General features: G+C 39.9%; 14 protein-coding genes. 8 read left to right on the top strand and 6 right to left on the bottom strand.

All coding sequences use genetic code 11. From position 1 onward, the window contains the following. Nucleotides 1-5 precede the first annotated feature (5 nt). Both AAC073_RS14085 and AAC073_RS14080 read left to right on the top strand, forming a co-directional pair. Nucleotides 6-1715: a RagB/SusD family nutrient uptake outer membrane protein gene (locus AAC073_RS14085; protein ID WP_339924421.1), complete on the top strand. Its 1710-nt coding sequence runs from the start codon at nt 6-8 to the stop codon at nt 1713-1715. Nucleotides 1716-1728: 13 nt separating this feature from the next. Further along, nucleotides 1729-3411, top strand: a complete 1683-nt coding sequence (locus AAC073_RS14080) for a sulfatase (protein WP_339924420.1) — start codon at nt 1729-1731, stop codon at nt 3409-3411. Between the two features lie 399 nt (nt 3412-3810). On the opposite strand, the gene AAC073_RS14075 is transcribed toward AAC073_RS14080, so the two are convergent. The 4 genes from AAC073_RS14075 to AAC073_RS14060 form a co-directional block, all read right to left on the bottom strand. Then, nucleotides 3811-5532, bottom strand: a complete 1722-nt coding sequence (locus AAC073_RS14075) for a RagB/SusD family nutrient uptake outer membrane protein (protein ID WP_339924419.1) — start codon at nt 5530-5532, stop codon at nt 3811-3813. A 92-nt stretch (nt 5533-5624) separates the two neighbouring features. Continuing rightward, complete coding sequence (locus AAC073_RS14070; RefSeq protein ID WP_339924418.1) at nt 5625-9020, bottom strand: TonB-dependent receptor; 3396 nt, start codon at nt 9018-9020, stop codon at nt 5625-5627. Between the two features lie 154 nt (nt 9021-9174). Continuing rightward, a complete protein-coding gene (locus AAC073_RS14065) occupies nt 9175-10230 on the bottom strand; it encodes a FecR domain-containing protein (RefSeq protein ID WP_339924417.1) in 1056 nt (351 codons plus the stop codon). A gap of 61 nt (nt 10231-10291) precedes the next feature. After that, a complete protein-coding gene (locus tag AAC073_RS14060; protein WP_339924416.1) occupies nt 10292-10903 on the bottom strand; it encodes a sigma-70 family RNA polymerase sigma factor in 612 nt (203 codons plus the stop codon). 470 nt (nt 10904-11373) lie between these two features. On the opposite strand from AAC073_RS14060, the gene AAC073_RS14055 reads away from it, so the two are divergent. The 5 genes from AAC073_RS14055 to AAC073_RS14035 all read left to right on the top strand — a co-directional run bounded on the left by AAC073_RS14055 (nt 11374) and on the right by AAC073_RS14035 (nt 20259). Further along, nucleotides 11374-12468 (top strand): FecR domain-containing protein, encoded by a 1095-nt coding sequence (locus tag AAC073_RS14055; RefSeq protein WP_339924415.1) that lies wholly within the window; start codon nt 11374-11376, stop codon nt 12466-12468. A gap of 153 nt (nt 12469-12621) precedes the next feature. Continuing rightward, nucleotides 12622-15924 (top strand): TonB-dependent receptor, encoded by a 3303-nt coding sequence (locus tag AAC073_RS14050; protein ID WP_339924414.1) that lies wholly within the window; start codon nt 12622-12624, stop codon nt 15922-15924. A 43-nt stretch (nt 15925-15967) separates the two neighbouring features. Next, nucleotides 15968-17416 carry a RagB/SusD family nutrient uptake outer membrane protein gene (locus tag AAC073_RS14045; protein WP_339924413.1) on the top strand — a complete coding sequence of 483 codons (1449 nt, stop codon included), beginning with the start codon at nt 15968-15970 and terminating at the stop codon, nt 17414-17416. 332 nt (nt 17417-17748) lie between these two features. Next, a complete protein-coding gene (locus AAC073_RS14040) occupies nt 17749-19113 on the top strand; it encodes an FAD-dependent oxidoreductase (RefSeq protein ID WP_339924412.1) in 1365 nt (454 codons plus the stop codon). Between the two features lie 21 nt (nt 19114-19134). Then, a complete protein-coding gene (locus tag AAC073_RS14035) occupies nt 19135-20259 on the top strand; it encodes a hypothetical protein (protein ID WP_339924411.1) in 1125 nt (374 codons plus the stop codon). Between the two features lie 143 nt (nt 20260-20402). Here AAC073_RS14035 and AAC073_RS14030 read toward each other — a convergent pair whose 3' ends face one another. Together AAC073_RS14030 and AAC073_RS14025 are read right to left on the bottom strand one after the other, a co-directional pair. After that, complete coding sequence (locus AAC073_RS14030) at nt 20403-22070, bottom strand: heparinase II/III family protein (protein WP_339924410.1); 1668 nt, start codon at nt 22068-22070, stop codon at nt 20403-20405. Between the two features lie 347 nt (nt 22071-22417). Further along, entirely contained in the window at nt 22418-23026 is a 609-nt protein-coding gene (locus AAC073_RS14025; protein ID WP_339924409.1) for a Uma2 family endonuclease, read from the bottom strand. Nucleotides 23027-23268: 242 nt separating this feature from the next. On the opposite strand from AAC073_RS14025, the gene AAC073_RS14020 reads away from it, so the two are divergent. After that, nucleotides 23269-24870 (top strand): aminotransferase class V-fold PLP-dependent enzyme, encoded by a 1602-nt coding sequence (locus AAC073_RS14020; protein WP_339924408.1) that lies wholly within the window; start codon nt 23269-23271, stop codon nt 24868-24870. Nucleotides 24871-24958: the final 88 nt, after the last annotated feature.

Below are 24958 nucleotides of genomic sequence, written 5' to 3'. Positions count from 1 at the left end.
TATTTATGAAAAATATAAAATATAAATTCGTATTCTTCAGCTTATTGCTGCTGAGTTTTCAAGCATGTGATGAATCCAATATTCTCGAGGAAATTCCCCTGGACTTTGCAAGTCCAGAAAACTCCTATATATCCTATTCTGATTTTAATTCGGCAGTATATGCCCTTTATGACCAATCTAGGGAGATTCTTTCCAATGGGGAGCACCGTCCCTTGGACTATATATATGGTACCGATTTGGGCTACAATGGAGCAAACCAGCTAAATGTTAGATTCGGCTCGTATTTGGCCACGCTATTGCCTACGAGTGATGTAGCTGAATTTCATTGGCAGCGCTATTATAAAGTGATTTCAGGAGCCAATATTATTCTTAGTAGAATTGAAGGGTCAATGATGTCAGCTGAAGAAAAAACTTCTATCGAGGCCAAGGCCAAACTATTCAGAGGACTTTCCTACCGGAATCTGGCCCACCTTTATGGAGGAGTACCATTGGAGCTGGAGGAAGTAAGTTCTCCTAAAACAGACTACGTAAGGGCCAGCAGAGTAGAAGTTTACCAACAAGCAGCATCTGATTTGGAGTTTGCGGCTACCAATCTTCCGGGAATTGCTGAAGTTCAAGATGGAGAAGTTAATAACTTAGCAGCCTATCATATTTTGGCTGAAGTTTACCTATCTCTAGAAAGATGGTCAGATGCTATTCAGGCAGCTTCATTGGTAATTGATAACCCTAATACCGCCTTAATGACTGAAAGGTTTGGATCATTGTCAAGTGCTGACGGAGACGTGTATTGGGATTTGTTTAGAAGGTACAATCAAAATAGGGGGATTGGCAATACTGAAGGGATTTGGGTATGGCAATATGAGGTGGATGTGCCTGGTGGTGTTATCTCCTCTTCTTCAAAAGAAGGCCCACAATTGGAAAGAGACCATGCACCTAGACCTTGGAGCTTCATTGTCAGAGACCCTTCAGGAGTATCTCCATTTTTACCTGTTGGCGTTTCAGATTATACTGGTGGTAGAGGGATAGGAAGATTTAGAGGAACAAATCACTTCAACTATGGTATATGGGATTACGATTGGGATGACATGCGTAACTCAGAATACAATTTTGTAAGAGATGTATTGTTTAACAATCCAGCATCAGAATGGTATGGACAGAGAATATCTGATCATATGGATTTATTTCGCCAAAGCCTTGATGATACCATAAGGTATTTCTACCCTTATCAGTCAAAAGTGACCACTCCCGGTCAGCACCCTGCTGAATTGTACGTTGATCCTGAATTAAAAACGTTAAATTCGTCAACAGCCGGTACTACGTATAGCGATCAGTACCATATTCGATTGGCAGAGACTTACTTATTACGTGCTGAAGCTTATCTTGGCAATAACCAAGTTGCCGAAGCCGCCAATGATATTAACGTTGTGCGCACACGTGCCAATGCCAAGTTGGTGTCACCTGCAGAGGTAGACATTGATTATATTTTGGACGAGCGTATGCGGGAACTTGGCGTAGAGGAGAAACGCAGACTTACTTTAAATCGGTTGGGAATGTTGTATGAGCGAACCAATAAATATTGTGATGGAAGACCTGATGTAACGAATCATGGCGTGGATGTGCAACCTTATCATAACCTTTTGCCAATACCTTATTCAGAAATAGAAAGAAATATAGGCGCTGTATTGGTCCAAAACCCAGGCTATGGGACAGAATAAACATATAAAAAGTATGGAAAAGAAAAATAAATTGCTGGTCCTTTCAAAGGACCAGCAATCCAAAAGCAAGAGACACCAAAGCTGGATCTTTGGCATTCTATTTATCCTAGTGATTTCTAGTTGTGGAACTAAAACGGAAGAAACGAGTAACAAACCGCCTAATATTTTGTTTGTGATCAGTGATGACCAGTCCTTTTATCACACAAGTTTTGAAGGTAGTAAATTTATCAATACACCGGCTTTTGATAGGATAGCAAAAGAGGGAGTGTACTTCACCAATGCCATGGCTGGTTCTCCGGGATGTGCACCTTCCAGAAGTAGCATTATTACAGGTAGGTACCACTGGCAAAACGAATCTTCAGGTCAGCATGCAGCCCCATGGCTAAAAAAGCATGTACCTTTTGTAGATTTACTTGAAGCCAATGGATATAAAACCGGTAGAACTGGTAAAGGAGTGTCGCCTTTTAGATACGCAAGGGATGAAAATGATTCATTATGGAGAGCAACGGATGCTGCTGGAATTGAATACAGCAATATCAGGTATGAAGATGGTCCGGCAGATATCAGGCCTGGAGATAAAATCAGCAACCTAAATTATTTTGAGAACTTTAAGTTTTTCATGGAAAATGTAAAAGAAGAAAAGCCATTTTTCTTTTGGTTTGGAGCAACAGAACCGCATCGTGCCTATGAAAAAGATTCCTGGAAAAGAACCGATAAAAAATTGTCTGATGTAGAAGTTCCAGCATTTTTTCCGGACAATGACATTGTCCGTGGTGATATGTTGGATTATGCTGTGGAAATTGAATGGTATGATCGCCATTTAGATTCCATGATCAACTATCTGGAGAAAATTGGAGAACTAGAAAATACTATTATTATAGTCACCGCTGACAATGGAATGCCTTTTCCAAGGGCCAAGGCGAATAGTTATGATTATGGCATCCATGTTCCGTTTGCAGTAAGGTATCCTAAAGATTTCCCAGGAGGTAGAATTGTGAATGACCCTGTAGGATTTGTAGATCTTGCTCCTACCATCCTTGACCTAACCCAAACAAGTGAAGATGGGATGATGCCTATTACAGGCAAAAGCATAAGGCCATTATTGGAGTCTGACAAGCAAGGAACAATTGACCCTTCTAAAAAGTATGCCTTTTCAGGAAGAGAAAGGCATTCCGCTTCCAGGTATCTAAACTGGGGTTATCCGCAACGTTCTATTAGGAGTGAAGACTATTTATTGGTATGGAACATGAAACCAGATCGCTGGCCAGCGGGAGCTCCTCAGCGGATTAATCCAGAGGATGAAAGTGAATTGTTGCCGATGTATGGCATTGATGAGGAGGGTATCAGTCATTCAGACTGGGCATTTACAGATGTGGATGAATCTCCTACCAAGTCTTTTATCATAGAAAATTACCAAGATCCTGCTATAAAACCATTTTTTGATGCTGCCTTCGAGAAAATTCCTGAAGTGCAGTTCTTTGACATCAATAAAGATCCTTATTGTTTAAACAATCTGGTAAATGATGCGCAATATGCTTCTGTAAAAGAGGAAATGCAAGCGGCTTTATTGAATGAATTAAAGGCATCGAATGACCCTAGGGTGGTAGGCCCTGATAAGGAACTTTTTGACACCTATATCAGGTACAGCCCGATGAGGGAATTCCCAAAACCCATACCAGGGAGCGATTTAAAATAAAGGATTTTGTAATATTGAATTAACCCTAAATGATAAAAATACCGGACAATGGTCCGGTATTTTTAATTAACCACTGGATGTAATTTGCAATTTCAAGCCACTAAGGCTTACGAAGAAAATTTTCATTAGTCTACCACCTGAATTCAAAGTTCAAAATTTGCCGTGGACCAAAACATTTGAAAATTTTTCCTATTCCAATATTCAAATGTCATATTATTAAATCTCCGACTTGGCGCTTTAGGGGTTGATCCATTTCAGCATCAGGCAATCCTGGGCCTCCGTTGTATTAATAAGAGTAAATGGTCCAGCAAAGAGGTTATTTAGAGCCTATGCTTGCACATAGGCCAGGTGGCCTGCACTCAACATCCACAGTGTTTTAAGCGAAGGAAATTGAAACTTTTAATACCCAGGATTTTGTATTAATTCACCACTGGTGTTAGATTCAAACTCCAAAGGAGGAAGTGGCATGGCATAATGTTCATCTCTCCATACAATCTGCCGTCCAGAGGCAACTGTTTTATAATAAACAGATTCCTCATCTCCAAGTCGTAATCGACGGATATCTTCCCACCATTTTGCTTCTCCAAAAAACTCAGCCCACCTCTCATACAATAGTGGATCATTTGACAAATGATCACCTGATGGCGCCTTAGTATCGTCAGTTAAAGTTGCATAATCAACAGGGGAAGGAGTATCAGGATCATAACCATAAGCTCTCCTATGAACTTTATTAACATATTCCAAAGCAAGGGTAGGGTTTGAATCCTTTATCACCTCAGCATACATCAAATAAATATCCGGTAATCGGATAAAATAGAAGTTCGCTCCTGCAACCGCCCTGGTTTCCCAAATTGTACCTCCAAGAAATTGATTTTTCTTCAGTGGCCACCCGTAGAAAGTGTTTGGATCAATCCCCGTAGTAGGGGACATTTGCCACCATTTTCCGAATTCTGCTTGAGCTACGGGATATTCCACACCTGCGACAGTAACCGAATCAAAGAATGGTTGCAAAGTGGAAACGTAAAGGCGTGGGTCAGGTCCATCGGTCTCATTACCTGCATTGGCTCTTCGCTCCATCTGTTGGGAGACGTAACTGTCTAAAAGTTTCCACTCTCCATTAACTTCTTCAATTTGCGTCAATGGAGCTGGATCGTTATAACCAAATCGCTTTATATTCATGTCATGAGTATACTGATTACTATATCCCATAGCACTCCTTTCATTATTATTATCTATATAAAATGGAGTATAGAGAATGGTCGCAGATGAGCCGGTATTTTGTTGTCTTGAACCATTATTATTTGTCTTTTCCGGTTCAGCGCGGTTACCAACTTCATAAAATGATTCAGAATTGTATTCATACTGAGTATCACCGTTGAACATATTCTTGTAATGATCGAAAGAGACAAGGGATTTTCCGCTATTGTTGATACAGTCTTCAAGGACAACCTTTGCATTATCATACATTTCTGCAAATAAATAAACCTTGGCCAAGGCAGCTTTGGCAGACCATTCTGTAGCTCGATGATTATCTAGTTGACCTTCTAAAAGCAAGGAGGCATTCTTGAAATCCTCAATCATGGCTTGATAGGTTTCCATAGTTGAAGACCTTCCAACAGACATTGATTCTAAAGAACCAGGCACTTCTGTTATCACAGGTACGCCCATTCCATCCAAATTAGGTTGTCCATAAAATACTTGAAGGTGCCACAAATAGAATCCCCTCATGAACAAGGCTTCTCCTTCATACTGGTCTAACCGCTTGAGTTCTGATTCTGGAGCAATGCTGCGATAGCTATTTATCCCTTCCAAAGCACTATTAGAATAATAAATCCCGCGATATAAGTCCCTCCATTCGTTGACCATTTTGGAATCACCTAACTCTGCCATTCCAATACTCATTCCGATCCAGCTCTCGGTCCCTTTCCATTGAAAATCTACCGTATGATCGAAACAATAAATGCCATATCCATGCCAATAGTGGCCTAAGAAACCCCAATCATGCTGAACACCATAAGTTGATGCTACTAATAGATCAACATGCTCGAGTGTAGTTGGAAAAGAACCTGCGGAAATTGACGTGTTGTCTTCTAATTCCAGGTAATCCTGACATCCGAACATTGAGCAAGAAATTACTAATACCAGCAAGCAATATCTTTTATTAAAATATTTCATTTCTTATTGATTTAATATTTTTAAAATCTATTTTTTACTTAAATACCTAATTCTAATCCAAATGATATCAACTGGGTTTGAGGATAAGTAGATATATTATACTGTCCATGATTTTTCACATCATTTGAAAATTCAGGATCAAGTCCCGAAAATTTAGTGAAAGTAAACAGGTTTTGACCGGACATATATATTCTTAGGTTATCCAGGCCGATCCTATCCAGTATTGGTTTTGAGAAAAAATAACCGATCGATATATTTTTAATTTTCAGGTAAGAGCCATCCTCTACCAAATAAGTCGAGTAATACCGATAATTTTTACTAGGATCTTCAATGAAGGCGCCTGATCCTGAAGGGTCAAAAAGTCCTAACCTTGGTTGATCAGTTAATTCATTTCCTAAGAAATAGGATGCATTAAAAATATCATAAGTTGATTGAAAGTCCTGCTGAAAATTTTGCTCAAAAGCTTTGACATCGTTCATTATATCTCTTCCAGCAATACCTATTATGGTAGCATTCAAATCAAAACTTTTCCATTCCATGTATAGGTTAAATCCATATTGGAATTTAGGCCAGGGATTTCCTATTACTGTTCTGTCCTCTGCGGTAATCCTACCATCTCCATCAAGATCACGAAATCTTAGATCTCCGGGTCCAGTATACTGGTGGTTATAGAATGCTGTTTGACCTGCAAAATCGGATGCAATCTGATTCAATCCGTCAATCTCCTCTTGGCTTTGGATGATCCCATCTGCAATAAAGCCATATAATTGTCCCACCGGTTGACCATTTTCGGTAATGAAAGGCCTGGAATTTGAACTAAGGGGCCAAGCGCCACCGCTGTATATGTAGGCAGTTGGTAAGCCAAGATCAAGTACCTTATTTTCATTATGTGAAAGATTTCCTCCAACAGAAAACTTCAAATCACCAAGGCTATTTCGATATTGGGTACTTATTTCCCATCCTTTGTTCAATATACTTCCAATATTAACTGGCATCAAACTAGGATTGCTATTAACTCCACCGATTCCTGAAGACAATGGAATGGATAAATTATAGATCATATCCTTAGTATTCCTCCAGTAGTAATCAGCATTGAATGTAACTTTACCATCCAAGATGGCAATGTCAATACCGATATCAGTCGAATGAATCTCTTCCCATTTTATATTTTCATTTACAACTCTTATGGAATTAAAACCTCCAATACTGCTTACTTCATCAAAACTATGCATGGTTACTTGCTGATAAGATGGTTGATACAAGAAGTTTCCTAGCGCACTGTCATTGCCGAGTATACCCCAGCTAATTCGTGGCTTTAATAGGTCAAAGAAACCTGTATTAAAGAAGCTCTCCTCATTTATTTTCCATCCTGCTGACACCGATGGAAACACACCCCACCTGTTTTGTGGTCCAAACTTTGGGGACCCATCTCTCCTGACATTTGCAGTTAAAATATACTTACTGTCATAGATATAATTTAACCTTCCAAATTGAGATAAAAAACTGCCATAGGATAGTCCCCCACTTGCTGTCTTGTTGTTATTGGTTGATAGCGAAAAAGACTCTGCTACCCTTACCGGAAATCCTGTTGCTTGTGAACTTAGACTGGCACCATGAGCGTTTCTGACTTCGTATCCACCCATTATTTTAAAGTCGTGTTTTTCACCAAATACACGCTCATAAGTCAATGTGGAATTCAATATATAGGACTCAGAATAATTCAAAGACTTACTGTAGTTTTCATTTGTTTGGGCTCTTCTCAGAAGGTTTGCTTCACTAAAATTGTCGTCATATCCAGAACCAAACGAACCCGAACCTGTCGTTCTAAAATTTAAGCCAGGAGTAATTTCCCAATTCAAATAAAAAATACTATTAACGGACAAATCCCGGCTTTTATAATGTCGATATCCTAGTTCAGCAATAGGATTTCCTCCTGAGAATTCAACTACAGGAGGTACAGCGGCGAAGGTGCCATCATCATTGTATACATCCATATAAGGTAAAGTTCTCCATGGTAATTCCATGGTATAAGGATCTTGTTGCATTTTAGCCAAATACAGTTGATGTCCAAGAGTGATGTTTTTGGAAACTGCATAATCCGCATTTAACCTAATTGAATATCGCTCCCAATAGTTGCCTTTTTGTATGCCTTCTTCTTTTTCATAACCACTTGACAGGTAGTATTTTATTTTTTCACTGCCCCCACTAAATGAAAGTAGGTAGGATTGTTCAATTCCGGTTTCAAATAATTCATCAAACCAATTGGTGTTTGGAAGGTCTGTATCATCCCATAAATCGTAGTCATCTCCAATTCCATTCCGTGCCCGCACGTAGTCATCAGTTTCTAACATCTTATAAGAATTGCTTATTCGTCTTACACCAGTATTTGATGTGAAATTGATGGTATTCTTCTGACCAAATGACCCTCTTTTTGTGGTTACCAATACCACCCCACCAGCAGCCTGTGCACCATAAATTGCTGCTGCGCTAGCATCCTTAATGATTTCAATGGATTCAACGTCACGAGGATTAAAGGTTGGTGAGTTTCCTGAAATAACGCCATCCACAACAAAAAGAGGGCTCAAACCATTTATAGAACCAACACCTCTTATTATAATCTCAGATCCAGAACCTGGCCTCCCGCTGCTTTTATTAACCATTACGCCTGCAACCCTTCCCTGAATGGATTCAGCAATTGATCTTACAGGCAAACCTTTGATGTCTTCGGATTTTATTGAAGCAATTGATCCTGTCAAATCACTTTTTTTGACTGAACCATACCCCACTACAATTACCTCATCCAAAGAAGCCATATCTTCGCTTAAGATGACATCAATTATATTTTGAGTTCCAACAACAACGCGCTGGGTCTCGAAACCAATAAATGAAAAAACTAAGGTTGAGCCTTCCGGAACCGAAAATGAATATCTTCCTTCAAGGTCTGTGGCAGTGCCTATTGAGGTGCCTGGAACGGAGACTGTCACCCCTGGTATAGGGGCTCCATTTTCATCAGTCACTTTGCCGCTGATGGTAATGGCCTCGGGAGCGGAAATGATGGCTTTCTCTATGCCTTCTCTCTTCAATACATCTATTCCATGGTTGACCTGTCGGAACGAAAGATCCGTCTGAAGAGATACTTCCCTTAAAAAGTCAATTACTGTCCCTTCCTTTTGAGTAAAGCTGATCTCCGATCTCCTTTCCATATCCCTGTTTTCAAAGGAAAACTTGAAAGGGGTCTGCCGCTGCACCTCCTTGAAAAACCGGTCAAGAGTCAATTGATCTGCCGTTAAATTAACCCTAACCTCTTCTATAGTTTTGTATTGCCCCTTTGCATTCAGGGCCAGGACAAAATTTAGCAGAAGGGTCTGCAATACGAAACCATAAAGAAAGCATTTGGACAACATAATGATTGTCTTTAGTAATTTATTTTTCATAATTTTACCTTGGTTTATTGAATAATCGATTTTGATAAGCCTAGCCTGACACGGTGCATTCCCCAATGATTGCCGTGGACAGGTTGTTTTTGTTGCCATAGAGGAGCTTGCTCTTCTATGGCTTTTTTATGAAGTATCTGGATGTTTCATATGATCAGAATTTTATGATTGCTTCTTTGCCATTAATTCGGTAATCAAAGCCCTTGATATAGGACATGCTTTCCAGTACCTCCTCAAGTGTTTGCTGAGGGTAAGTCCCAGAAAACTCCCAGGTCACTCCATTGGCATTTTGTAACTTGATTTTGACCCCGAACCATTCTTCCAGCGCTGCCTTTACTTGAGGTAATGTGGATTTTTGGAATCGTAAAACTCCCTCTTTCCATGCCAATACTTTGGCAACATCAAATGCTCCAATAGTATGGGTTTCTTTCAAACCATCGTAATCCAGCATTTCACCTGGTAACAATGGTGTGTTAGTTTCGGAAGAGGAAACCTCAACCTTCCCACTCACAAGTGAAACCTTGATTTTTCCAAGGACTTTAGTGTTAATGTTGAAACTAGTGCCTAAAACGGTAGTCATCAGCCCATCAGTATTCACTTTAAAAGGCCGTAAACTATCCCTTTTTACCTCAAAATAAGCTTCTCCAATCAGATGAAGGGAGCGTTCATTATTTGAGAATTTTTTCGGAAATTCTAGCTGGCTGGAGGAGTTTAACCATACCTTGGTACCATCCCCTAAGGTCAATTGCAATTTTTCACCTGCACCTGTACGCTTAAGCACCGTGGCAGCCTCTTCAATTTCCTCTTCCACTAAGGAGTTCATTTTGTTAATGGGACTAAATAACCCTCCCATACCCAAGGAAAATAATAGAATCGCTGCCACTCTGTTCATTTGCCCCAATCCGTTCCAAAAATTTCGATATCCGAATTTTTTTTTCTCTTTTTTATCGGCTACTGGTTGTTTGGCTTTTTTTTCCCGTTGCCTAAGTACTTCCTGAAGCACCTGCTGCTTAAATCCCACAGGTGAAAGGGGAGTATTAAATGAGGTTCTCAGCAACATTTCCCTTGCCAATCGCATGGTTGGGAACAGCTCTGGATTCGCCTTGATCCACTGCTCCCAATAGGAATCCAGCTCCTTGTCAGGCTGCTTTACCCACCGGACAAACTCCGGGTGGCATAAAAAGTCTTCAATATTGTTCAGTGTTTTCACAGATAATAAATAATAAGTGCCTAGTCTTTCTTTTAGATAATTTCAGACGTATAAAAATTAGCTAAATACATTTTCTAAGGTATTGCATGGCTTTATACATCAGGTTTCTGGTGGCTTGCTGACTTTCGAGCCCCATCATATCCTGAATTTGTCTGTAAGTAAATCCCTCATAGAAACTGTAATAGATAATTTCCCTTTGCCTGGGACTCAGTCCTGAAACCGCAATATTTAACTTTGCAATTTTCTCCTCACTCAATTGACGGTCTATCAGTTGCGCTTCATAAGATAGGGTGAACTGGAAACTTAATGGCAAGTCTTCAAGGGATTCCCTTTTGCCTGGCCATTTTGCCAATTCCCTGATGAGCCGTCTTTTCAGACATTTGAAGAGGTAGAATTTTATGGCATCCGTTTGGCCAAGGTTCCCCCTTCTCTCTCTAAGCTCCACAAATAGGTCCTGCAAGGCATCTTTTACCAAATATGGATCTGCAACAATGCTGAATCCATAGGCATACATCACTTCAAAATACTTTTCGTAAATAAATATGAAAGCGGATTCATTTCCCTGCCTGAACGCATCCCAAGCCGCAATTTCAGAAGAAAATGATGAACAGGTGAGGGAAGAATTTGGCTCTTCCTTGGTTAAGTAAACCGGAGAAATTCTCTTTGCAGGCATTTTTGGGTTATGCTTTTAGTTGATCATCATTGTAAGATATTGAACCTTATTCGGATGAAAAAACACATAGAATTACTTGATATCAATATCCTATATGGGTTTTGAAGTATAAAGTAAAATAAAACATATACGTAACCGTTATATTTTAAAATTTTTTCATTAATTTTTATAAATTTCTGATAATCAGCCAGTTTATTTTTTATTTTCTAAATAAATAAATTTAACTGCTTTTTAAAATGGAGCGTTTTCTTTGCTGACTATTCTTGAGGATTGCATTGTCAAATAAATCAGACAATCAAGGACCCAAAGGCATACAAGGAATTGTACAAGTAATGACGGTTAAAATTATTTATTTGCCTTTGGGGCCTTTCCAGAGCATTGTATTTGTTAATGATAAATATTAAATATTTTTTTTGGAATGAAGGATAACTTTTAAGGGTTTCTGTCTCCTTTTATTGAAACCCTTTGGTATGTGTAAGAGAGATTATAAGATAGCCGACTTTGTACTGGATCCAGAATTCCAAAAATGGGTGTTGTCACCTGACGCCCAAACGAAAAGCTATTGGGAAAAATACCTGAATGAAAATCCTAAAAAAGAAGAGGACATTGCTTTAGCCATGAAGTTGGTATTAAACATGTCCAGAAAGTCATTTAATATTACACCCGATAGAATTGACAATACTTGGAACAATATTGAGAAAGCAATTGATAATGCGGCGGTAAATGAAATACAAAGAAGCCCAGTCCCGCTAAATGCGCTTAGTACAATCCTTCATTTTAGAGCTAAGAAAGCAGAAGGAAAAAGGATCATTCCCCAATTTTACCGTTTAGTAGGGATTTTAGCCATAGTGTTTTCCCTGGCTATAGTAGCCAATATTTACTTTCCTAAGGAAGTAGCTCCGGTAGTCGAGCAGCAAGTGAATATGATTGAACATTACGCACCTCCAGGAGTGAAAGCGAATCTTACACTACAAGATGGTTCCAAGGTAATCCTTAACTCTGGGAGTACTTTAAAATACATTAATAACTTCGAAAGCCATCAGCGCATATTAGAGCTTAATGGAGAAGCCTATTTTGAGGTGGCAGAAGATAAAACCAGACCCTTCAGTGTGAAAACTGGTTCGGTAACAACCACAGCACTCGGTACCGTTTTTCTTATCAGTTCTTATAAAAACGAGCCTATAGACATTTCTTTATTGACAGGTAAAGTCGCTGTAGATATAGATTTAGTAGAAGAACAAAGTATTAACCTCACAAATGGAGAGGGGCTTCAGATAGACTTGAGAAAGGAGAGCATTAAAAATGTATCTTTTGATCCTGACAAATTGTTGGCATGGACAAGAAAGACCATCGTTTTTGACCAGGTTTCCATGTTTGAGATCAAAAGAGTACTTGAAAATTGGTATGGAGTTAAAGTCGCTTTTACAAACCGACCCTCAGCCGATTTGGAAATATCAGGAAAGTTTGATGACCAGAGTTTAAGAAATGTTCTCGAGGGATTGAGTCACTCTGCAAGGTTTAACTATCAATTGGAAAAGGATAAAGTCACATTAAAATTCAACTAATAGAGAATGCCTATGTAAAGTCTAAAAATGTAAAAAAAAGGCCATAGATGCGCTAACATTTATGACCTCTTAATGAAATCGGAAAAAAGACTGCAATCCTTTTTCCGTGAAATGTTTATTTAACCGAATAGCCTAAACAAACAATGTAAAGATATGAAAAAATGCGTACTTAAGCATGTTGTCTACATGACCAAATTATTTACAATAGCCTTCACTATTCAGTGTTTGAGCATGAGTTTCCTTATGGCCTTCAATGGCAATGCCCAGGTGAAAAGCATTGAAGAAGTCCCAATTTACCTTTCTCTTAAAAAAGTGAAGGTAAAAGATGCCTTTAAACGACTCGAAATGGTAACGGATTACAATTTCGTTTTCGCAGCCAGGGAGATCGAAAATGCCGAATTAATCAGTGTTGAAAGCAATGGGGAAAGCCTTTACCGCTTACTCTCAGCCATTGCTTCCCAAACTGACTTAAGTTTCAAACAAGTGAATGACAACATTCATGTTAAAAAATCGGACGTTAAAAGGGTAACTTCTACTACTAAAGTGGACCAAGTGGCCATTACAGGAACCGTTTTAGACGAAAATGGCAATCCAATGCCTGGAGCAACGGTTACCATAGCAAATACAACGAAAGGAACAGTAACGGATTTGGATGGGAATTTCTTTATTCAAGCCGAAGAAGGTGCCACATTGGTGGTTTCATTTATTGGATATAAATCCAAAAGTTTGAAAATTGGCAATCAGACCCAATTTAGGATTAACATGGAACTTGACGATACAGCACTCGAAGAGGTCGTTGTAATAGGTTACGGAACGGTTAAGAAAAGTGATTTGACAGGTTCAGTCTCCAGTGTAAAATCAGATGAAATCAATGCCTTCCCAACATCCAACGTGATGCAAGCCATATCTGGTAGAGCTGCAGGGGTACAGATCATTCAGAACAGTGGTGCTCCGGGAGCAGGGATAAGTGTTAGGATTCGTGGTACGAATTCCATCCAAGGAGGCAATGAACCTCTCTATGTGGTGGATGGATTCCCTTTTTCAGGAAATCCTACCAACTTGAATAACTTTGATATAGAAAGTATTGAAGTGTTAAAAGATGCTTCTGCTACCGCTATTTATGGTTCCAGAGGAGCCAATGGAGTCGTATTGATTACCACCAAACAAGGAAAAGAAGGTACTTCCAAAGTGGATTTTGAAACAAGTTATAGCATGCAATCCATTCGAAAAACCTTGGATTTAATGAATGGGAGCGAATATGCTGAGATCCAGAACATTCAGGCGGCCAATGACAATATTCCTTTGTACTTTACAGATCAGGAAGTAGCTGGATTTGGCCAGGGATTTGATTGGCAAAATTTGATTTTTACTGATGCGCCAATATTGTCTACTTCTTTGAATGTCAGCGGGGGAACCGCCAAAACCAAATATTCCATTTCTGGAAGCTTTTTTGGTCAGGATGGAATTATAAAAGGAAGTGATTACGACAGGTACTCTCTTAGAGCAAATATCAATCATACAATAAGCGATAAGATCACCTTACTTTTCAATACTAACCTAACACATTTAAAAACCGAAAGGAGGGACAGCGGTGGAGGTTCACGTGGAAATTCAATGATCGGAGCAGCCTTGTCTGCAGCACCTATCTCTCAACCTTACAATGAAGATGGCAGTTACAATGTTTTGGGCAATGAGTACCCTTTTATTGCTCCTGACATAGTGAATCCGTTGAATTTTATCAACGAACAAATGAGTATTGTTAAGGCCAATGTTGTCTTGACTAATATGGCATTCGTTTACAAACCTATTCCAGACCTGACTTTGAAAATTTCAGGAGGTATAGAAAACAGAGATGACAGAACAGATGCCTACACAACTAGAAATTTCTTTAATTCTGCTGGTAGAGCAAGTGTGAGTACAGGACAGTTTAGAAGTCTACTGAGTGAAAACACCCTTACCTATGATAAAACTATCGCGAGTAAGCATCAATTAAACGCTCTTCTAGGGTTTACCTATCAAGATTTTACGGATACTTATCTTAGTGGAAGTGGCGTAGGATTCTTAAGTGATGCGTTTGAAACGTATAGCATTCAAGCTGCAGGGACGCCTGGTATACCAAGCAGCGGATATTCAAATTCTGTATTGATTTCTTATTTGAGTAGGGTTAATTATACCTTTGACGATCGATTTTTATTTACTGCTAGTTTTAGGACTGATGGCTCTTCCAAGTATAGTCCAGGCAACAAATGGGGTTTCTTCCCCTCAGGAGCCTTTGCCTATAGGGTATTCAAAGAATCATTTGTTGAAAACAGTAGCTGGCTTTCAGATTTGAAAGTTAGAACAAGTTGGGGACTTACGGGCAGTCAGGCAATTTCTCCTTATGCTACCTTAAGCCAACTAAGTCCTGGAAATACAGTCTTTCAAAATACTCTGTACAACACTTTTGCACCAAGTACAGTACTTCCTGGCAATTTGAAATGGGAAACTACAGAACAAATTGATTTTGGGTTGGACTTTGGTTTTCTGGAGGATAGAATTTTATTCAATGCAGATTATTACCTTAAAAACACCCGAGACTTGCTTAATACGGTGAGACTTCCAAGTTCCCTTGGCTTTACGACAACTATACAAAACGTTGGAAAGGTTCAAAACAAAGGAGTGGAGTTTAGCTTGGATGCCAAAGTTTTGACTGGTGACTTTAAATGGGATGTTTTTGGCAATGTGGCCTTTAACAAGAACAAGGTTTTAAGCTTACACAACGGTGAGGATATTTTAGGGGCATACGTAGGTGTATTGGTAGTTGGCGATAATGTGACCATTTTAAGAGAAGGAAGGCCTATCGGTCAATTTTATGGCTATCAAGAAGATGGTTATGATGAAAATGGAAACATCAATTTCGTCGATCAAGATGACAATGGCATCATCAATGACAATGATAAAACCTATATAGGAGATCCTAACCCAGATTTTATCTACGGATTAAATTCAAGTATGAATTACAAGAACTTTGAGTTTAGTTTTTTCCTACAAGGATCCTTTGGCAATGATATTTTCAATGTAAGTTCTATTACCAGTACAATGGATTTTGGGCAAGGTATGAACATGCCTAAAGATGTTTTGTACGATCACTGGACACCTCAAAATACTGATGCTAAATATCCACTGATCAGCAGAAATACGGCCGTTAGAGTTTCTGATAGGTTTATCGAGGATGGATCTTACCTAAGGTTCAAAAATATTCAGTTGGCATACAATGTACCTGCCTCCCTACTGTTTAAAAAATCACTTAATAGTGCTCAGGTATATGTGAGTGCTCAAAATTTTATCACTTTGACTGGTTATTCCTGGTGGGACCCTGAAGTAAATTCAAGAGGTGCTGGTACCCAATTGGGGATTGACCACTACAGTTATCCTATTCCCAAATCACTCACTATGGGTATAAGATTGGGTTTTTAAAACGGATAATGAAAATCAAGTATTCAACTTAAAGTGAAATAAAATGAAAAGGATAAAAACCATTCAATTGTATATAATTCCAGTATTCCTCCTTATGTTCACAAGTTGTGAGGATTTATTGTTGGAACAACCTAAAACTGTTGCGGTAGAAAATTTTTACAATACTTCTGAAGAAGTCAAAACTGCAGTGAATGCAATTTATTCGCCTTTGCGTTCCACAAGGGCCGAGCAAATTGCTATACTAGATGCACATACAGACTGGGGATATGGTAGAGGAAGCCGAGCGCAATACAATGATTTTGCTGGACTAAATGCTACCAATATCAATACAGCAGGTTCACGATGGAATTCTTTCTATCAAGCCATAAGGAATGCAAACCTGGTCATTGCTAATGCACCAAATGGCAATAGTATTAGCCAAGAAGATATAAATTATTATATCGGAGAAGCCAAGTTTTTAAGGGCTTTGAGTTATTTTGACCTGGTCAGAAACTGGTCTGGTGTCCCTCTTAGAACAGAGGAAAACATGTTGGAAATAGATTTGCCTAGGAGTAGTGAATCTGAAGTTTATGAATTGATCTTGTCAGATCTTGAATATGCGGAAACGCATCTAAATGCTACTGCCGAACTAATAGGAAGACCCACGGTAAATGCAGCTAAAACCTTACTTGCTGATGTGCATATGTTTATGGGCAGTTACGATCTGGCCATGGCCAAAAGCAAGGAAGTTATTGATTCAAACGTTTATTCATTGGTTCCAATAGAAGAGGTCAATGACATTCGTACCGATATTTTCGGAGCTGATCTAGTTACGACTTCAGAAGAGGTGTTTTACTTTAAATACTCCAGAGAGATTGGTCAGGGGAATTTTATGTTATTTATACTGAATCACCCAAGCACAGATTACTTTAATTTTGGAGGGGCCTACGCGCATTATAGTGACGCTTCCAATCCATTTTATATCAATTGGGAAGAGGCTGATCTAAGAAAAGCCTTATGGGATAAAATAGATTTTGGGTTGGGGCCAAATACTTTGGTAAGCAGTAAGTACATGGAACGAGATGCTATTGGAAGGAGTGATGGTGGAAATGATTTACCTATTTACAGGTATGCAGAAGTGCTTTTAATCTATGCAGAAACTGCCGTTAGAAACACCAATTCCGTTACCCCTGAAGCATTAGAAGCTTTAAATAAAGTAAAAAGAAGGGCTTATGGATTAGCAATTGATGCACCTTCAGAAATTGACTACTCTTTCTCTTCAGGCGAAACCACAGAATTCCTTGATGCCTTATTACAGGAGAGGGCTTACGAGTTTCAATTCGAAGGAAAGCGCTGGTTGGATTTAAAAAGAACAGGTAGAGCGCAGGAAATGGTGAGCAAAAATAAGGGCATAACCATAGCTGAAGCCCATTATTTATGGCCAATTCCTCTGTCAGAATTGAATTTTAACGGAGCTATAAATCCTGATACTGATCAAAACCCAGGGTACTGATCAATTTAGTAAGTAAATTATTTAACCCGATTGGTGCAGCTGCTAGCTGGTTAGCAAGTGAAGGAGTTCCTCAAGAGATGAGTACACTTATTAAAAGTATAGCAGTTGCCTGGTTCGGGTTTTACTCGGATTATCCAAAAGGGTTTGAGGTGCCTGTCCTGAAGTTTCTCAGGGAGTGGTGTAATTACAAGAAAATCAGGCTATTTGGAGACTGAGTCTTAGCAGGGCTATGGTGAAGTTGAAAATAGCAACGAAGTGACTGCTTTTGAAGTGATTTCATCATGTATTAGAAGGCCCATTGCCTATTTCGGGTTTAAGCAAAAAAAAGATTTATGAAAAGAAGAGATATGATCGCCGCAATGGGAACACTTTCCCTGGGTGTTGCAGCCTCTCCCTTTGCTAAAGGAGAGGTATTAAAGGAACCATACAAGGTTATAAATAAAAATATAACAACGGACATTGTTGTAGTAGGAGGGGGGACGGCAGGTGCAGTGGCAGCTATTCAAGCTGGCAGAGCAGGTCAAAAGGTGACTCTTATCGAGTGCGTTAGCCAATTAGGTGGCACCACTACTACGGCAGGAGTGGCATTTCCGGGAATATTCTTTGCCTGGGGAAAACAGATAATTAGTGGTATAGGATGGGAAAATGTACAAGAAGCGGTGGAACTAAATGGCGATACCCTTCCTAATTTTTCAATTCCCCATGGTCGCTGGCATTGGAAACATCAGGTGAGACTAAATGGTCCCTTATTTTCTGTACTACTGGAGCAAAAATGTGTTGAAGCGGGCGTTGATTTGCGTTATTACGAAACGCCTACCAAAATAGAATTCAAGAATGGTTTCTGGGAAATGGAGACCGTAGGTAAAGGGATTACCACCAAAATAAAATGCAAACAAATCATCGATTGCTCAGGAAATGCGATTGCCGCAAATATTGCTGGATTTGACTTGTTGAGAGAAGCTGAAACACAACCTGGAACGCTTATATTTAGATTGGGTGGCTATAACATGGAAGCCCTGGATTTGGAAATGATAAAACGAGAATATGAGGCAGCCATTAATCGAGGAGAATTGGTAAGAGAGGAGTTTAGGGGTAATATTGTTGGCCTTTTAAGTACAAAAGGTGACAATATCCAGCACATCAGAGGAGCAGACTCCACAACCTCTGAGTCCCATACTGCCGCCAATATTCATGCAAGAAGTTCACTTCTAAAACACCTAAAGTTTCTAAGGCGGTTACGGGGCTGTGAAAACATTGTACTTGAGGACATGCGAACAGAAATCGGTATCAGGGAAACCTATAGGATAGATGGTTTGTATCAAATCACGCATGAGGATTATACTTCTGGGAAGGTTTTTGATGATTCACTCTCCTATTCCTATTATCCAATAGATTTGCATATCATTGAACATGGGGTAACGCCAAAACAACTAAGTGATGGGGTGGTTGCAACTGTGCCTTTAAGGGCATTGATTCCTAAAAATAGCAAAAACTTTATGGTTGCAGGCAGGTGTTTGTCTAGTGATAGACTGGCTAATTCTGCGTTAAGGGTACAAGGGTCTAGTATGGCCATGGGGCAGGCAGCTGCAGCTACAGCAGTGATTGCTTGTCAGCGAAATGTATCTCCTGCTGATGTTCCATTGGATGAGGTCAGAGAACTTTTAAGAAACCATGGTGCTATTGTTCCAACAGTCTAATCTTAAAAGTTAAACAAGTAAATGTTCAAAATTACAAAGCAATATTTTCTACTAATTATTGCTGTAGTATTAATTGGCATGGTTCCCGTTTCCAATACGGGAACCATACAATATATTAATGATAAAACCTTGACAATAGAAGCGGTTGAAGTAGAAAAACGCTTGATTGATTTTGAAGAGGAAATTTCAATTGATACACTCTATGGGCATTTGTCCATTCAAGGCGAACCAGTATATTTTTCACGAAATGTCGTCACAAGTGTTTGCTTCGATGGTAAATGCAGGTTGCTGGATGTTATTGTCTATTGGAATCCTACCGGAAGGTATTTAGGTTTTGAATTGCCGGAAAAAGAGTACCTCAGTAAACACGATCACGAGCCATTTACAGAGGAAGAGTACCTTAGACTAAATGCATTGTTAGCTGATCCATTCCTACCCCTAGCAGGTTATTCCTACAATGAGATTGTGATGGAAGGATCCAAAGCGGAAACTTCAGAAAACCAATATGATGCTGAGGAAATAGATGGCGTATCCAGTGCTACGTCAAAATTTATATTAGATTATGTGGTAGAGGGCGCTGCTTACACTACCTATAAATTATGGCACCTGATATATGGCCCAACCAGTGCAGTAATTAAGAACTGGACCACCGAAAATTTTGATGCTGATTATATAAATCTTTTACTTGAAAGTGAAAATCTTTCAGATGTTTTGTGGACCTTGGAGCAATTGGAAGGCAAGCTTGATCAATTCCCAGAAGTTAGTCCAATGATTTTCGATTTTATACAAAGCAGTGAATATAGTCTCTCCGAAAAAGCCATTCAAACAATTAGCCCTCAAATTCTAGCTTCCGAATCCTTCCAAGCAAATCTAATCGGGCTATTTCCTCAAATGGATAGCGGTAGGAAGAAATGGATTTTAGAATTGTTCAGGGACGCTCCAAATGTACATCCTAAGACGGCTACTTTTTTTAATGCCATTATTTTTGACCTTGAGGTTCCACTTATTGTACTTCTTTTAGAGGTTTACCAAAAACAGGCAATGTTCGACGCAACAAGTCTGGAACAAGTTACGCACCTAAGTAAATCCGACAACAAATACCTGGCCCAAAAAGCAAAGCTATTTCTGGAAAGTGCTCCGAAATAATTAAAGAATTTTAAGCGCTGTTTGTATGTGGTTTATTTCAAGGAAAAGTCAAAAAATGTTTAATTAGATTGATTTCCCTCCTTAAAGTCATCGGTTTGAGACTCGGATTTCAAATGTGAAAAAAAAAGAATACGATGATTATCTCATTCGCCTGATAAACGCACTTTAATTACGCCTTTATTTTCCTTTAAAGTCCAAGCAGGAACCCTTAACTCTATTCGCTTTAGGTTTTCAATTTGCTTATCCAACTCAAGTGGAGCCGGATCAAGTGAGACAATAGACAAGTTAAACGCAGGATGTGACAGGTTTTCCAACTTGAGGGTTTTGCCATCCTGAGTCAAAACAGCCCCACCGTCTACAAGCTCTATATCGGCCTGAGTCATAAGCTGCCAGGTGATCACTTTTGTAGCATCGGTGGTTTCTATTTGGTCCTCGATTACGATAGATTTTGGGCTATCTTTCGTGAATTTTCTTGTTGCACTTTTTAATTGGCCTGTAAATGTTGGTGAAAGGTCAAAAGTGGCTTCAGGCTTTTCTCCTCCTTTAAAATCAACAATCGTAGCCAAACCATCGACTACATGCAATTCGTTATTAACTGAAATTGTGCTGTGCCCAAAGTTATTCTTGGTAAGTAATTTCCATCGATCGCAGTCCTGACACCTGCTCCATAAATCGAAACCGGCTCTTGACAACACCCCATAGCTCTGATTGCCGGGATCAATCACCCACCTAACGCCGCCCAATTCAAAAATGAAAGATCCGGCATCCATATTTCCATGACTTATTGATCCACGACCTCCTTTGCCTCCACAATAAAAGCCTTCTTCATTGTCTCCTTGACCATTAAAAATTACAAGTGGATTTGCTCCTTCACCCTTCCATGCGCTGGGAATATGTCCCGATCCCTTTTCTTCAAACTGTGACGTCCAAACCAAGCCTGCGCCTGCCAGCCTAGAGATTTTTCCTATCTCTTCAGGAGTTTGCATAAACCTTTCATGGTTCAAATAGTTCTTGTCTCCTGTTTTGGAGGCAAACCAACTCAAGGTAAAATCAGTATATAACTCGGGTATTGCAGGACTATCTGCATAATTGTATAAAAGTTTGGATGGTGCTGCGGTTAATAGCCCGAAATTGGCGCTCTCCATAAAACCCGGAAAGGCACCAATTCCAAAATTTGTTCCAAAAGCACTTTCAAGCATCGCAGCCGTCACTACTGAAAACATGGTTCCATAACCCCAATAAGTAGCGCCTTCAGGATATGCACCATCCGGGGCATATTCTGCAAGTGCATGGTTCAAACCCTCGATTGATCTTTTTATCGTTTTTGCGGCCAATGCAGGATCCACTTCCGCAATGGCAATGGATGCTGCAATCATACCTGCATTGCAAACCTGATTCCAATTATTGGTTCCATTGACCCATCGTGGCGTCTCCCCATTTTCGGGCCAGCTGGGCATAATGCCCTTCTCTATTAAAGACTTTTTCGCCAAGGAGATGGTGGATTTGGGTAATTTTCCAGCGGTCCAATCTAAGGCCAAGGCAATGGCCAATGACATTTCACCTACATCGAGAAAATGCTTTGGATTCCAGGTAGGGAAATTACAAGCAACTACCACTTCATCATTTATCCTTTGCAAAATCGCCGGATCCTTTTCTACTAAATAGACCATTCCGAGCATATTCATTCGGTATAGGAAATTTCTGGAAATACCGAGCTGATTTTGTTGCGATCGAGGGTTATCAGGGATGTCGACCGTAATTAAATCCAATGGCAATATCGTTTCAGCATTCTGCTTGATTGCTTGATACATGTGCTGAATTAGAGGATCGGTTTGAAGCTTTTCTCTTAAATTTTTTCAATTGCCTGATTTAATACCAATCTAGGTTGAGCTTTTCGAAGATTCTTTTTCAGGTACTTTACCGATATAGGGTTATCGAGTTGGTACGATTGAGAACCTTGATTTTCAGACACCTGAGCATAAGCCAGTTCGCTCATAAATATTAAAGTGAGCAGACTGGTTAGAAATAACAATAGATTTATATTTTTCAAGACAGTTAAACTTTTATAGTGATATATAATTCAAAAAAATCTTTCACAGGACGGAATCACATTAACAGGATTGAACGGATAGCCTCACCTCAATAATGGTTTTAAATCCTATTCGATATCCCCAAAAAACTCTTCTAAATCCAGTTTAAACCCTTGGATCACTTTTGACTCTGCCACGTCACCTGAGGTAAGTAAAAGGGAAGGGACATAATTTCCATTGGTAAGACTATAGATTAACAAATCCTGGGTTTCAGCATGAATGATCCAATATTCCCGAACTCCATTGGACTCATAAAGCGCGAACTTATGCTTCAATTCGGTTTTACTGTTGCTGGGAGAAAGAATTTCCACAATCAAATCTGGCGCTCCAATGCAACCCCGGTCATCCAATTTTTCTCGATCACAAATCACGCAAATATCCGGCTGAACCACATCATGGATCAGATGATCTGCTTTGGATGCTTTTGGAAAACGCACATCGAAGGGTGCAGAATAAACCTGGCATTTTTTACCTTTTAGAAAATTGCCAATTCTGAGAAAAAACTCTCCCGACACCTTTTGATGGATTCTTTTTGGTGCTGCCGCAGCTTTTTTAAAAACCCTACCTTTGATCAGTTCGACCACCTCCTCCATCTGCCATTTCAGGTAATCGGCATAGGAATAGTTTTCATATTCCAAATCCGGTTCATTGACCTTATCCGGTTTTTTGACTTCCATATTTTAAATATACTGATTTTGGGACTATTTAAGATTAAAAGAGATTTGAAAAGCTGAAATACTCATGCTATTTTGTGGTATTATGGATGTAAGTAGAGTTGACTTTGCTTTTGAGTACCATCGGTTAAATGATCTAGACGTTAGGATTTTAGTGATTTAACGGTGTGTTCGTTGGGTTAAATCTCCTTTAATTCTAAATCCTAACTATATAGCATTACCTTTTATTTTGAAAAAGATTGATCATGATTAGCAGAAGAAAAGTAATTAGTATTTTATCAAGCCTGCCATTTGGAGGTCTGCTTTTAGGAGCGCTAACAGGTGCAAATAGTGCTAATTCAATGCCCGTTACCACTGTTTCTCCAAGTAGAAAGGTTCTTGGCAAAAGTATATATGATTCTATAGGAGTACGCCCACTGATTAATGCCCGGGGCACAGTTACAATCGTTGGTGCAACCCGGGTCTTGCCAGAAGTACAGGTAGCGATGGATGAGGCAGTGAAGAATTTTGTTCAACTTGATGAACTGATGAATGGGGTAGCCCTTCGCTTAGCAGAAATTACTGGAGCGGAATGGGGCGTAGTGACTTCAGGTGCGTCGGCTGCTATAACCATCGCGACAGCTGGCTGCGTGACAGGAGGGGACCCTGATAAGATTTGGCAAATCCCCAATCTGGAAGGAATGAAGGATGAAGTGATTGTTCCATCTTATTCTCGATCAGCATACGATGCTGCGGCAAAGGCGGTGGGGGTGAGAATGATAGAGGTAAATACCCCTGAGGAACTGAAAGCTGCTTTGGGGCCGCGAACAGCCATGATTTTGGTTTTGGCCAGTGGTGCCTCAGAGGACGGGCCTCTCTCGCTGAAAATAATCGCTGCGCTTGCCAAGCCATTTAAAGTGCCAATCTTAGTGGATGCAGCGGCTGAGGGATTAGAAGTCCCGAATCCACATATAGCCCAAGGGGCGGATATGGTTGCCTATAGTGGGGGTAAATATTTGCGAGGGCCACAATGTGCTGGCCTGCTGATTGGCCGCAAAGACTTTGTCCAAGCTTCTTGGATCACTAGTGCGCCCCACCACGGCTTTGGACGTGGGTTCAAGGTGGGTCGTGAGGAGATAATGGGAATGCTGACCGCAGTAGAAATGTGGGAAAAACGGGATCATGCCGAAGAGTGGAGGATGTGGATTTCTTGGGCCAATTACATCTCCGATCGTCTGGAACAAGTTCCTGGAGTGAAGACAGCGCTTCTTCTCCCAAAAGGAAGATCCAATCGATCACCTTCTCTTCATGTAGAATGGGATATTTCTTTAATTCCACTCACAGGCCAAGATGTTGAAGAGCTTTTGTGGGAAAATAATCCCCGAATTGCTGTCAGCGGTGCCGGGAGTTTCCTTCCTTTCCCTCCAAATATGGAGCCTAACATACGGATCAACCCTTCCCAACTTACAGCAGGCGAGGAGCGGGTAATCGCCAAACGCGTATATGAGTTGCTTTCCAATCCACCTCAGATGCAAAAGCCTAGTGGTCCTGCTGCTTTGGACTTAAGTGGCCTCTGGGACCTTGAGATACAATTCGTCGCAAGCATGGTGAACCAAACCTTCATGATTGAACAAAAAGGAAATGAAATTTTTGGTACCCACCATGCTAGTTTCGGACCTCGTGAGCTAACGGGTACACTTCATGGGAATGATATTTTACTTCGAAGTTCCTATACTAAACAGGGAGTACGCCTTAATTTCCAATTTACAGGGGTAGTTGGTAACGATATTATGGAGGGTAAATTGAGTTTGGGTGAATACGGCATGGCAGAATGGAAGGCAAAACGTCGACACTATCAAAACCCATAATAATCATGGTGTTAGGGATTTAAAATTTATAATCAGATAAAATGAAATACGGTGTAATTGTACTTATATTTTTTATTTTTTTCGGGTG

This window comes from uncultured Cyclobacterium sp., from assembly GCF_963977555.1.
Taxonomy (GTDB): domain Bacteria; phylum Bacteroidota; class Bacteroidia; order Cytophagales; family Cyclobacteriaceae; genus Cyclobacterium.
Note: the sequence above shows the minus strand (reverse complement) of the source record. Positions and strands in the feature narration are given on the sequence as shown.